The 13291-nt window shown below is 44.7% G+C and carries 11 protein-coding genes; 7 read left to right on the top strand and 4 right to left on the bottom strand.

What is annotated here, in order from left to right:
* Nucleotides 1–134 precede the first annotated feature (134 nt).
* Nucleotides 135–611 (top strand): DUF4442 domain-containing protein, encoded by a 477-nt coding sequence (locus EMM73_RS05225; RefSeq protein WP_127685403.1) that lies wholly within the window; start codon nucleotides 135–137, stop codon nucleotides 609–611.
* 109 nt (nucleotides 612–720) lie between these two features.
* Here the strand turns inward: EMM73_RS05225 and fldA are convergent, their stop codons facing one another.
* The 4 genes from fldA to EMM73_RS05205 are packed head-to-tail and all read right to left on the bottom strand — an operon-like array spanning nucleotide 721 to nucleotide 2573.
* Nucleotides 721–1251, bottom strand: a complete 531-nt coding sequence (gene fldA, locus EMM73_RS05220; RefSeq protein WP_127685402.1) for a flavodoxin FldA — start codon at nucleotides 1249–1251, stop codon at nucleotides 721–723.
* Between the two features lie 12 nt (nucleotides 1252–1263).
* The gene (ybfE, locus tag EMM73_RS05215) at nucleotides 1264–1536 is read right to left on the bottom strand and encodes a LexA regulated protein (protein WP_127685401.1); all 273 of its coding nucleotides are present in this window, start codon (nucleotides 1534–1536) and stop codon (nucleotides 1264–1266) included.
* A gap of 14 nt (nucleotides 1537–1550) precedes the next feature.
* On the bottom strand, nucleotides 1551–1751 hold the full coding sequence (locus EMM73_RS05210) for a DUF2788 domain-containing protein (protein ID WP_261373333.1): 201 nt from the start codon (nucleotides 1749–1751) through the stop codon (nucleotides 1551–1553).
* Nucleotides 1752–1802: 51 nt separating this feature from the next.
* The gene (locus tag EMM73_RS05205; protein ID WP_127685400.1) at nucleotides 1803–2573 is read right to left on the bottom strand and encodes an alpha/beta fold hydrolase; all 771 of its coding nucleotides are present in this window, start codon (nucleotides 2571–2573) and stop codon (nucleotides 1803–1805) included.
* Between the two features lie 122 nt (nucleotides 2574–2695).
* On the opposite strand from EMM73_RS05205, the gene seqA reads away from it, so the two are divergent.
* The 6 genes from seqA (at nucleotide 2696) to EMM73_RS05175 (ending at nucleotide 13178) form a co-directional block, all read left to right on the top strand.
* Nucleotides 2696–3268, top strand: coding sequence for a replication initiation negative regulator SeqA (gene seqA, locus EMM73_RS05200; protein WP_127685399.1), 573 nt, complete (start codon nucleotides 2696–2698; stop codon nucleotides 3266–3268).
* 9 nt (nucleotides 3269–3277) lie between these two features.
* Nucleotides 3278–4924 (top strand): phosphoglucomutase (alpha-D-glucose-1,6-bisphosphate-dependent), encoded by a 1647-nt coding sequence (gene pgm, locus EMM73_RS05195; RefSeq protein WP_127685398.1) that lies wholly within the window; start codon nucleotides 3278–3280, stop codon nucleotides 4922–4924.
* Between the two features lie 154 nt (nucleotides 4925–5078).
* A complete protein-coding gene (locus EMM73_RS05190) occupies nucleotides 5079–7574 on the top strand; it encodes a glycogen/starch/alpha-glucan phosphorylase (protein ID WP_127685397.1) in 2496 nt (831 codons plus the stop codon).
* Nucleotides 7575–7760: 186 nt separating this feature from the next.
* Entirely contained in the window at nucleotides 7761–8063 is a 303-nt protein-coding gene (locus EMM73_RS05185) for a hypothetical protein (RefSeq protein ID WP_127685396.1), read from the top strand.
* A 122-nt stretch (nucleotides 8064–8185) separates the two neighbouring features.
* Nucleotides 8186–11224, top strand: coding sequence for a D-2-hydroxyglutarate dehydrogenase YdiJ (gene ydiJ, locus EMM73_RS05180; RefSeq protein ID WP_127685395.1), 3039 nt, complete (start codon nucleotides 8186–8188; stop codon nucleotides 11222–11224).
* Between the two features lie 172 nt (nucleotides 11225–11396).
* On the top strand, nucleotides 11397–13178 hold the full coding sequence (locus tag EMM73_RS05175) for an AsmA family protein (RefSeq protein ID WP_127685394.1): 1782 nt from the start codon (nucleotides 11397–11399) through the stop codon (nucleotides 13176–13178).
* Nucleotides 13179–13291: the final 113 nt, after the last annotated feature.

The following is a 13291-nucleotide window of genomic DNA, read 5'->3' as shown; positions in this document are numbered from 1 at the left end:
TTGAATTTCAAATGATTATAAGGCCATTACCAACAGAAGCAACCTCTAAATCTGCCACTTAATACGTGCAAAACGAAGACAAAGCCCAAACAAGGGGTTAGAATCCTCAGAAAGAGGTCTTACCAGAGGTTGTTATGCGTTGGGCGTTTAATCCTGCCGTGATGCGGCATTTATTAAATTTGTGGCCACCATTTTTTTTTAGTGGTATCAAAGTTGTGGAGCTGGCACAGGACTACAGGTATTGCAAAGTAGAACTAAAAAACAGGCCCTGGACTCGTAACATCAATAGTAGTCAATTTGGTGGTTCTATGTTTGCGATGACAGACCCTATCTATCCGCTGATGCTAATGGGGTCTTTGGGTAAAGAGTATATGGTCTGGGATAAGCAGGCTGATATCAATTACATTACACCCGGCCGTGGCAAATTAATTGCTGAGTTTTTACTGACAGACAGCGAGCTTGAACATATCAAACAACAAACCGAAGCAGGAGAGAAATATTTTCCTGATTTTGTGGTACATGTCAAAGATTCTAAGGGTGAATTGGTGTGTGAGGTAAAACGTAAGGTCTATGTTCGTAAAAAACCTAAGTACCGCGAAGCATTAAGTTAAACCTTGCTGTACTATTTTACTTTAGAGGGAGTCACATGAATGCTGGTGAATAAAATGGGTCAGCTCTGATTGTTAACTGTTCACAATCGGAGCTGACTCCATGTCAGGATTATAGATTCTCCAGCTCTTTTAAGCTCAATTCATCATAAATCTGCTTACACCACTGTTTGACTCGTTGTTCTGTTAATTCAGGCTGACGGTCTTCGTCTATGCCTAAGCCAACAAAGTGATCGTTGTCTGCCAGTGCTTTAGAGGCCACGAAATTGTATCCTTTGGTTGGCCACTGGCCGACCAAAATTGCGCCTTTTGGCTCAATAATGTCACGCAGAGTGCCCATAGCATCGAGGAAATACTCGGCGTAATCTTCCTGGTCACCGCAGCCAAAAATAGCGACAAGCTTATTGTTGAAATCAATGTTTTCCAGCTCTGGAAAAAAATCATCCCAATCACATTGAGCTTCACCGTAATACCAGGTCGGTATACCTAACAGCAACAAATCATAACTGGCAATTTGCTCTTTCGTGCTTTTTGCAATATCCATGACGTCGAACAGATGCTTGCCCAGCTCTTTTTGAATCATCTTTGCGATATGCTCAGTGTTACCTGTATCGCTTCCAAAAAATATACCTACAGTTGCCATAACTTTCGCCTTCTACCCGGTCAACGCTTGTTCTAAAACCCATTCAATATAGGCACTTCGTGTCATATTTTTTTGCTCTGCTGACAAACTGAGTCGTTCGTACAACTGCTCTGACACCTTGCATTCTATACGCTTTAAACCTTTACTTCGATCGCGTTTGATTTGATTACGCTTGTTCAGCTTGAGCTGTTCTTCCCTTGGCAAAGGATTGGTCCTTGGCCTGCCGGGACGTTTTTCATGCGCAAACAAATCTATTGTTGTGCGATCTGTGGCTATTTTAGCCATGTCGCGCACCTCATTTATTCGACAAAATACTCAAAGATCACTTTAGCTAAAAAAGCTGCTGGTGATAAAAACAGCACTAACCACACAAAAATTTTGCCAAACCGAGGAGCGTTACTTTTTTTAAGTACATCCCAAATGGCCATCACAATAAACAGATAGAGGGCCCCTACACCCAGAAACAGACCCAAGGTCTCAAACTGCTCAATATTCATCATGACCTACAGCCCCCAAAAATTGCGCGCACTATAGCACAATTTTATTGGGAATTAATTGTGCTCACTCAATAAAAAGTCTGTGACAATTTTCGCAAAAGCGACGGGTTTTTCGGCATGAAGCCAATGTCCTGTGCCCATAATGACTTTTGCTTTGCTTTGAGGAAACAGAGTTGTGATCAGACTCTGGTGTTCTGGCAGTAAGTAGTCTGACTCTGAGCCTTTGATAAAAAGCGTCGGTCCAGGGTAGGGTCCCTTGCTCGGTGGGGCGTCTAATAATTGCAGATAATTGGCGATTAAGGCCTTGAGGTTAAAGCGCCAACGAAACTGGTTTTGTTCTTTATATAAACTTTTGAGCAGAAACTGCCGCACACCAGTTTCCGAAATCGTTAACGCCAGTTGCTGATCAGCTTCTTGCCTGTTTTGCAGACTAGTTAAATGAATAGCATCCAGCGCTGATAAAATTTCCAGATGTCGTGGTCTGTTTTGCACTGGCGATATATCAGCCAGAATGAGTTTACTGACTCTGTCTGGGTAGCGCAGTGCAAATTCCATCGAGACCTTGCCACCCATAGAATGGCCTAATAGCACCACTTGATCCAAACCCAAGTGGTCAAGAGTATCTTTAATATCCTCTGCCATCAATGCATAGGACATGTTATCGTGCCAGTCAGAACGACCATGATTGCGCATGTCCAGATTGATCACCTGCCATTGTCCGGCTAAAGCCCTGGCGATAACGCCGAGGTTCTCATAACTGCCAAAAAGGCCATGGATCAATACAATTGCTTGACCTTGGCCTGTGATCTCGGTATGTAATATCATTATTGTTTCCGATTAAACGACTCGATGTAACAACAGAGTGGCATGGTATCAAAACTGCTGGCTGGCGTCAGCGACTGCCGCTTTATATAATGGCTTCATTTTCTAAAACGCGGAATAACTTCATGAAAACCATCGAAATAGATGACGATCTTTATCAATTTATCGCCAGTCAGACTCAACAGATTGGTGAAAGCGCCTCCGATATTCTGCGCCGTCTGCTTATTGTTCGTTTGACAGAAGCTCAAGAACCTAGTGTACCGGCCACCAAAGCTGCAGCTAAACCAGAAATACAAGCGGTAGTTGAACCATCGCCACAACCGCCTGCAAAAAAGGTAACAACTGCAGCTGTGGAAAAAAATGCTTCTGTTTTTGATTTCATCAGCCCGCAGGACTTATCTGCTGAGCAAAGTGTGGTGGGGCGGTTTTTGTTTATCTTGTCGGCTCTTTCCAGAGCGCACAGATCCGATTTTGCTCAGGTGCTGGAAATCAAAGGCCGCAACAGACTGTATTTTGGCCAATCTGAAGCCTCTCTATTAGGGGCGGGAAGCAGTACCAATCCCAAACCTATTCCAAATACCGACTTTTGGGTGATTACCAATTCTAATACCACACGAAAAAAAATGATGTTGACGGAGGTAGCCAGCAAACTAGGCTATAGCTCTGTTGAGGTTGAACGGATCCGCGATTTATTATAAGGAGGCTTTATGTCGTTACACCCGCTGGCAGGACAAACCGCTCCGGCCGCTATGTTACCAAATGTAGCTCAACTGATGGCTGCTTATTACAGCCTGAATCCTGATGTGGCTATTGCCAGTCAGCAGGTAAGTTTTGGCACCTCCGGCCACCGAGGGGGAGCATTACTCAAATCCTTCAATGAGTCTCATATTCTGGCTATAGTGCAGGCTGTCGCCGAATATAGACAGCAGCAGGGTTTTAGCGGCCCATTGTTTTTGGGTAAAGATACTCACGCTTTGTCTGAAGCTGCTTTTGTCACTGCGTTGCAAGTATTAATTGCCAATGGTGTTGAAACCAGAGTTCAACAGCAGGGCGGTTTTACGCCTACCCCTGTGATATCACACGCTATTTTGGGTTACAACAAAAACCGCACTTCAAACTTAGCTGATGGTCTGATTATTACACCGTCACACAATCCACCTGAAGATGGCGGTATTAAATATAACCCTCCTCACGGTGGACCTGCCGATACCGATGCGACAGATTGGATTCAAAGGCGTGCTAATGAGCTGTTAGCTACTCAACTCGCCGGTGTGCTGAAACTCAGTTATGAAGCTGCAGTCGCGTCCCCTTTATGTGTTCAAATTGACTATGTGCAGCCTTATGTCGATGACTTAGTTAACGTCATTGATATGGCAGCTATTGCCAAAGCAGGCGTCAAAATTGGTGTCGACCCTCTGGGAGGCTCTGGTATAGCCTTTTGGCCCGTGATTGCCAAAACATATGGCCTGAACATCACTGTGGTTAACGACCGGGTTGATCCGGCTTTTGGCTTTATGCCTTTGGATAAAGATGGAAAAATCCGTATGGACTGCTCCTCTGCTTATGCCATGGCAAACCTAATCCAACTCAAAGATCAGTTTGATATAGCGATAGGTAACGATCCTGATTTTGACCGTCATGGCATAGTGACCAGAAGCGGTGGCTTGATGAATCCAAACCATTACTTGGCTGTGGCTATTAACTATTTATTAAGCAACAGACCTTTATGGTCAACCGACTTAGCTATAGGAAAAACATTGGTATCTTCGGCCTTGATTGACAGAGTGACCGAAGGCCGTGGACGTAAAGTCTACGAAGTGCCTGTTGGATTTAAATGGTTTGTCGATGGACTGCACAAAGGTACTGTGGCGTTTGGCGGCGAAGAAAGTGCAGGCGCCAGTTTCCTGCGTTTTGACGGTAGCGTTTGGTCGACCGATAAAGACGGTTTTATTCTGGGTTTACTGGCTGCAGAAATGCTGGCGAAAACCGGCGTGGATCCGTATCAGCAGTATCAGGCATTAACCAAGGAGTTTGGCTCACCGCTTTATCGGCGTTTGGATGCAGCAGCCAGCGCTGAGCAAAAAGCGGCGTTAAAAAATCTTGATGTCAGCAGTGTGGTGCAAACAGAACTTGCCGGAGATCCGATACTGGCAGTGCTGACAAAAGCGCCAGGTAACAACGCTAGCATTGGTGGTGTGAAAGTGGTGACTAAAAATGGCTGGTTTGCGGCACGACCTTCTGGTACAGAAAATAGTTACAAAATTTATTTAGAGAGTTTTGTTGACCAACAGCATTTAATTCAGCTTGAATCTGATGCTAAAGCCTTTGTAGACGCGGTGTTTGCAGCAATTTAAGCATCGGAAACAGCTTGTAAGCCTGTTGTAATAAAATTACGATAACAGGCTTTATTTTCGCTAATTCTTGACTATTGCTCATTGTTTTTGTAATTTTTCTACAACTACAGTTATAAAAAAAGCGGCTCACCGCATATTAAACCGGGAATTGGCAATGAAAAAATCAACTTCAAAGGCAAAAGCTTCTGTAGCTATTGCAGCGCTTCCGAGTACGGAAGAATTAAAAAACAGCATCATTAAACATTTACATGGCAGCCTTGGCACTGATGTCAACAAAGCAAGTCCTCAAGCTTGGTGGCGTGCTACGTGCGCTGCAGTGAATGAATATGTCTATGACGGTTTACGAAACACGCAACGTACGCACTATCTACAAAATACTCGCGCAGTGCACTATTTCAGCCTTGAATACCTGATGGGGCGTTTGTTCAGCAATAACCTCCATAACATCGGTGTGTACGACGCTGCCAAAGTGGCGTTGGCTGAACTGGGATTAAATATCGCTGATCTGGAAGATCAGGAAGAAGACATGGCATTGGGTAACGGTGGTTTGGGCCGTTTAGCTGCCTGTTTTATCGATTCAATGGCTACTTTGAACTTTCCTGCCATTGGTTACGGTATTCACTACGAACACGGTTTATTTAAACAGGAATTTTCTGACGGTCGTCAGATCGAGCGACCTGATAGTTGGCGGGAATATGGTAATCCATGGGAAATTTGTCGTCCTGAGTCAATTCAAGAGATCTCTGTGTATGGTTATGTAGAGACCACTTACGACCTGCAAGGAAAAATGAAAAAAGTCTGGCACCCAGGCCGTATTATCAAAGGTGTACCCTGGGACATTCCAGTGGTAGGTTATCAGGGTAGCTCTGTCAATGTGTTGCGTTTGTGGGAGAGCCGGGCCAGTGACTTCTTCAACTGGGATGTGTTTAACTCAGGCGGTTATATTGATGCTGCGCGTCAGAATATTGAAGCTGAAACTATTTCTAAAGTTTTATATCCAAACGACGAAACTGACGCGGGCAAAGAGTTACGTTTGATTCAGCAGTACTTCTTTTGCTCTTGTTCACTCAAAGATATTATTCGTCGTTATAAACGTGCGAATGGTGACGACTGGAGTAAATTTCCGCAACAAGTTGCGATCCAGCTCAACGACACTCACCCTGCAGTTGCTATCCCTGAATTGATGCGTATTTTGGTCGACCGCGCCGATATGGGCTGGGACGATGCCTGGAACATTTGCCAGCATGTGTTTGCTTACACCAACCATACCTTATTGCCAGAAGCTCTGGAAAAGTGGTCAGTGCGGTTGTTTGAAAAAGTGTTACCACGCCATTTAGAAATTATTTACGAAATAAACCGTCGGTTCCTGGTAGAGCAAGTGGATGTGTTATGGCCTGGCGATAACGACAAAAAACGTAAACTTTCTATCATCGAAGAGAGCCACGAGCCAATGGTGCGTATGGGCCATCTGTCTGTAGTAGGCTCTTTCCGTGTTAATGGTGTTGCGCAAATCCACTCTGAGTTAGTGAAATCTGATTTATTCCCAGAAATGGTTGCCTTATGGCCTGATAAATTTACCAACGTGACCAACGGTGTCACACCGCGTCGTTGGTTAAAAGCCTGTAACCCACGGTTAGCCAAATTACTGGACGAAACTATAGGGGATGAGTGGCCACGGGACTTAAAGCAGCTGGAAAAATTTGCCGCTTTTGCTGATGATCCTGCTATTCAGGACGCTTTTATGGCCATCAAGCAGCAAAACAAAGCTGATCTGGCTACTGTAGTGAAAAAACTGACTAACATCAGTATTGACCCTCATGCAATTTTTGATGTTCAAATTAAACGTTTGCATGAATACAAACGCCAGCACTTGAATCTTTTGCATATTTTGGCTTTATACCGTCGTATTCTGCAAAACCCAGACTATGACATGGTGCCTCGGGTATTCCTGTTTGGTGCTAAGGCCGCTCCGGGCTACAAGCTTGCCAAGGAAATTATCTACGCTATCAATAAAGTGGCCGAGAAGATCAACAATGATAAGCGGGTTAAAAACCGTTTAAAAGTAGTGTTTATGCCGAACTACCGTGTCACGCTGGCTGAGAAAATGATCCCTGCTGCTGATGTATCAGAACAAATTTCGACTGCAGGTAAGGAAGCTTCAGGTACAGGTAATATGAAGTTGGCGCTAAATGGTGCTATTACTGTTGGTACTCTGGACGGCGCTAATATTGAGATCGCTGAGGAAGTAGGTCCTGACAATATTTCAATCTTCGGTTTGACGGTAGATGAAGTAAAAGCGTTGCAGGCCAAAGGCTATCACAGCTGGGATTACTATTATCAGGATACTGAAATCAAAGCTATTCTGGACTGGCTGGAAACCGACTACTTTACACCGGGTAAACCAGGTGAGTTGTCTGCGATCAAACGTAGCTTATTGGAAGGTGGTGACCCGTATTTAGTACTGGCCGATTTCCAATCCTATGTTAAAGCGCAAGAAAAAGTCGAATCTTGGTATCGTGACCAGTCTGGCTGGGCCAAGAAGGCCATATTGAATACTGCTCTGATGGGTAAATTCACCTCAGACCGCTCTATTGAGGACTATGTAGAGCGAGTTTGGAAACTGGATGCTTGTAAAATCAGCCAGGATTAAATGAGCACACTTGCAAAAGAGCCCACTTAAGTGGGCTTTTTTTTTTTTTTTAACTGCTGTTATGGCATTTCACAGCCCAGACTGAACTTTTTGTTACACTTTGCAGTCTGACGCCGCATTGGAATTTGGTTTTAGTATCCCCATTTAGTTTTTTACAGCCGTTTGGCGTTTTAAAGAGAGCATTGAATGAATTATCAACAGCAAGCCCAACAGTGGCAGGCGTTATTCCGCCAGAAACAGCAGGGCAGTGTCCTCAGCCGTGTTCTGCTTTGGCTGGTTGCAGGTATTATGCTGGTGTTTGCCATGGGTGTGTTACTTTTTGTCCTACTGCTCAGCTGGTTACTTATTCCGGTATTTTTATACAAGAGGCATCAGTTGCGCAAACAAGGTAAGTCTTTTTTCCAACAAAGACAGCAGCAAAGTCGAGCTGCAGAAAGTCCAGGCCGGGTGATTGAAGGCGAAGTACTTGAGCGTAAAAGTGATCACTAAGTTTTCCTCAGACTAATGTAAGCAAATCAGGGCATTGGAAAACTAGTAATTTTTCTTCAACGTCCTGACCATCTATCCTGCGCTTTGGTATACTCGGTCCAGTTCTAAATCTGGTGCGTCTTATGATCCCGAAGTTAACTGCGACAGAAACACTCAATCCTCAAGTTCAGGCTTATGTTACTGCTTTAACAGCTGCTGGTTTTGCTGGCGATATTGAAGTCAGTTATGCCAGTCGTTTAGCTGTTGCCACAGACAATAGTATTTATCAGCAGTTGCCAGCAGCAGTGTTACTGCCAAAAAATACTGCTGATGTGCAGCTCATTTGTTCTTTGGCTCAGACTGTGAGTTTCAGAGACATCAAATTTACCCCTCGCGGTGGTGGCACCGGCACCAATGGTCAAGCTTTGACTTCAGCTGTAGTGGTGGATTTATCCCGCCATATGCGTGAAATTATTGACATTAATGTCGAGGAACGCTGGGTTCGAGTACAGGCTGGTGTAATTAAAGATCAGTTAAATGCCTTTTTAAAACCTTATGGTTTTTTCTTCTCACCGGATTTATCTACCTCAAACCGGGCTACTATAGGTGGCATGATCAATACTGATGCTTCTGGACAAGGGTCCTTGGTCTATGGGAAAACCAGTGATCACCTGTTGTCTCTTGATACTGTTTTGATTGATGGCACAATGCTGCATACTCATGCCATGCCAACAGCGCAAGCAGAGCAGTTGGCTGAGCGTCAGGACAGCATTGGCCGTGTTTATCGTCAGGTGTTATCCAGTTGCCGCGATTTCCGTGCTGATATACTAAAAACCTTTCCGCGTTTAAACCGCTTTTTAACAGGCTATGACTTAGAGCATGTGTTTAACGAGGATTTAACTCAGTTTGATTTATCCCGTGTTATCACAGGTTCTGAAGGCTCTTTGGGTTTTGTCACCGAAGCCAAATTAAATATTACGCCTATTGCCAAGTACAAATGTCTGGTCAATGTAAAGTACGACAGCTTTGAAAGTGCGCTGAGGAATGCGCCATTTTTAGTAGCTGCTCAGGCCACCTCAGTGGAGACTGTCGACAGCAAAGTGCTGGATTTAGCCCGTAACGATATCATTTGGCATCAGGTCAAAGACTTTATAGAAGATGTACCGGGCAAAACTATGCTTGGTCTGAATATGGTTGAATACAATGCTGAAGACGAAGCGGATATGGCGCTAAAAGTCCAGCAATTAGAGGCACGCTTGCAACAGTCGGTTGCAAACGGCGAGTCGGGCATTATTGGCTATCAGCTAACTTTTGACAACAAGGCTATTACCCAGATTTACGCGATGCGTAAAAAGGCGGTGGGCCTTTTGGGCAACGCCAAAGGCAGTAAAAAGCCTATTCCTTTTACCGAAGATACCGCAGTTCCTCCTGAAAATCTGGCTGATTTTATTATGGAATTCCGCGCTTTACTCGACAGTCACGGTCTGGCCTATGGTATGTTTGGTCATGTTGATGCTGGTGTGTTACATGTGCGTCCGGCTTTGGATATGTGTGACCCGGAGCAGGAAAATCAGTTACGCGTTATCTCTGATCAAGTGGTTAAACTGACGGCTAAATACGGTGGCCTGATGTGGGGCGAGCATGGCAAAGGCTATCGCAGTGAATATGGCCCGGAATTTTTTGGTGAGGTTTTATTTACCGAACTTCGTAAAATAAAAACGGCGTTTGACCCATTCAACCGAGTCAATCCAGGCAAAATTTGTACGCCTATCGACAGTACTGAACAGTTAGTCAGTGTCGATGATGTCAAACGTGGTTTTTATGATAGGCAAATTCCTGTTGTAGTAAAAGAAAGTTTCGATAGCAGCTTAAATTGCAACGGCAATGGCCTCTGTTTTAACTACGAAGAAAATTCCCCCATGTGCCCGTCCAGCAAGGTCACCAAAGACAGACGTCATAGTCCAAAAGGCCGTGCAGGCTTGATGCGCGAATGGCTGCGCTTAATGAGTAATCAGGGCGTAGATGTATTAACACAAGAACAAGAGCTGTTGAATAAATTTCAGACGCTATCGGGTTTAGTGGCCAAAATCAAAAACAGCTGGCAGAAAAAACAAGGCCAGTATGATTTCTCCCATGAAGTGATGGAGGCAATGGAAGGCTGTCTGGCTTGCAAAGCCTGTGCAGGCCAGTGTCCTATCAAAGTAGATGTGCCATCCTTCCGTGCCCGTTTTATTCAGCTGTACCATAGTCGCTATTTACGGCCGGCCAAAGATTATCTGGTCGGTAACATTGAACGTTCAGCGCCTTTGCTTGCCAGCATGCCGAAACTGGTAAATTTTTTCCTGCAACAAAGCTGGATGGCCACACTACTGAAAAAGACAGTGGGTTATGTCGATACACCACAATTATCAGTACCGACCTTAAAACAAAGGGTTGAGGGCCAGTACCACTTTGATTTAACAGCTCTGCAAGCCTTGCCAGAGAATGAAAAGCAAAAGTTAGTGCTGGTGGTGCAGGATCCTTTCACCAGCTTCTACGAAGCTGATTTAGTGGCTGATGCGCTGAAGCTGATAGCAAAGCTGGGGTTCAGGCCTGTCTTGTTGCCATTTTTACCGAATGGCAAGCCCCAGCATGTCAAAGGCTTTTTACGTGACTTTGCCAAAACCGCGAAAACAGCCTCGGACTTTTTGAATCAGGTGGCCGCTTTAGGTGCACCGCTGGTGGGGTTAGACGCCTCTTTAGTGCTGGTGTACCGCGATGAATATGTCAAAGCTCTAGGCTCGCAGCGTGGTGACTATCAGGTGGCTTTGTTCCATGAATGGCTGATAAAGCAAGAATTACCTGCTATACAGACGCAGCAGAGCTTTAGGTTACTTGCGCATTGCACCGAAAAAACGGCATTGCCATCGACAGAAAACCAATGGAAGCAGATTTATGCTAAAGCCGGATTGGAGCTTAAAGCTTTGTCTGTTGGCTGCTGTGGTATGGCCGGCACTTATGGTCACGAAGCGCAGAACTTTGATAACAGCAAAACACTATACGAAATGAGTTGGCAGCAACCCGTACAAAACACTGGAGCCGATCAGGTATTGGTGACAGGTTTCTCTTGTCGCAGCCAGGTGAAACGTTTCGAAGGCGTTAAACCTAAACATCCGCTGCAGCAACTGTTGTTGTTGATCTAGTTAATTCTGTTGCTGTTGGAGCAGGCCAAAAGCCTGCTCCTGTACACTCCCACTAAAAGTCATCAAGTTCAGCTAAGGTTTATGCCACTGGGCTATGCTATCGATCAGCTTTATTTTCAGGTCGCTCAATTATGATTGACCCAAAGTACAAAGGACCCAAAGGAAAATGGATATGAATTGGTTTAAATGGCTGCTGGCTGCCCTTGTTGGTCTTATCGCAATAACGGTATTTTATCTGCTGGTTCTGTTTGATTTAAATGACTTTAAAGCAGGCATTACCCAAAAGGTTCAACAACAAACAGGACGACAACTGCACATCTCAGGCGATATAGGCTGGACTATTTATCCAAGTTTGGGCCTGTCGCTCTCTGATGTCACCTTATCCAATCCTGAAGGTTTTGTGCCGGAGCAAATGCTGGAAGTCTCAACAATGGTGGCAGCAGTGGCGTTGATGCCACTGCTGAATAAAGATCTGCAAATTCAGCAACTGCATTTAGACGGTGTGACAGCCAATCTGGTCACTGCTAAAAATGGCAGAACCAGTATGGATGGCCTAACTTCAGACAAAGCTGCAGTCTCTGCTCAGGCAGAAACAACGGCTCTGGCCTCACAGCAACTGCAACTGGAAGATGTGTCCATTCGCAATCTGCAATTAAATATGATCAGCGAGGGCAGCCCGACTCAAAGCTTAACGCTGAAATCATTAAATTTAACTGATTTTAAAGCTAATGAATGGGCTCCACTGGATTTTGAACTGCTGGTTAAGTCCGATCCAACCCAGTTGAGTGTGAAAGGTTCAGCACAGTTGCAACTGAGTAACAACAATCAGTTGGTGCAGCTGAAAGACTTTGTGTTGGATACTGAGTTTCAGGGCTTGCCTCTGAAGCAGTTGGTATTGGAGACAGATTTAAAATTAGCATTGGATACAAAACAACTTGACTGGCAATGGCAGAAACTTGAGTTGGATGACATCAGAGGTTCTGGCCAACTGGCAGTGAATTACGCTAAACAAGCCGTGGTTAAACTGGACTTGAAGTTGGATGAGGTGGATGCAGCTGCTTATATGGTGGAAAACACCTCGACAACAGAAGCCGAAGTAGCGGCGAACACTGAACCTGATTTAACCGCGTTGCGCCAGTTTGAACTGGATTTAAAACTGGCAGTCAAGACTCTGAAAGTGAGCGGCTTGCATACGGAAAATCTGCAACTTTCGTTAACCAATAAAGCAGGGTTGGTTCAAATTCAAAATGCCAGCGCAGATTTATACGATGGCAAAGTGGTGGCCAAAGCCACGTTGGATGCTCGCAAAACGCCTGTCAGCTATAGCTTCAATCAACAGCTGTCCGGCTTGGCGCTGCGTCGTATGCTGATAGATGGAGCTGATATTGATTTATTAAGTGGCACAGCAAAACTTAGTATTGAGGGCAAAGGCCAGAGTTTATTGCCAGAGCGAATCAAGAAAAACCTGCTAGCCAATGGCAGCTTTGAAATCACAGATGGTTCTTTGTATGGCGTCAATATTGCGCAAATGATCCGTAATGCCAAAGCCACTTTAAAAAATGAAGCGCAAAGCACGGACAATACAGAACAAAAGACTGATTTTTCCAGCTTAACAGGCAGTTTTAATCTGACGGATGGGCTACTAACCAATCCTGATTTAAAAATGGCGGCACCCTTATTACGTCTTGCTGGGAAAGGCTCTGCTAATTTGCTGACAGAAGCTTTGGATTATCAATTAATTACGGCGCTGGTGAATACCTCTAAAGGTCAGGGCGGTAAAGAAAAAGACGAACTGGTTGGTGTGGAAATACCCCTGAAAATCAGTGGTACTCTACAAGAGCCGAAGTATTCATTGGATACCAAAGCCTTGTTTGAAACTCAATTGAAAGACAAGGTTGAAACACAAAAAGACAAGCTTAAAAACAAGCTGCTGGAAAAACTTGGCGGGCTTTAATGAGTTTTAGCTAAACCAACCTGAACTCGGGATAAGCCGTGCCACTGAATAGACATCTTTTCGCGCCTCTCTACGTTGCTCCGTCAAGCCATAGCTTGCTATGGCGTACGGCA

Origin of the sequence: Rheinheimera sediminis (assembly GCF_004005375.1) — a bacterium.
Lineage (GTDB): Bacteria > Pseudomonadota > Gammaproteobacteria > Enterobacterales > Alteromonadaceae > Pararheinheimera.
This window is presented reverse-complemented; position numbering and strand designations above follow the sequence as displayed.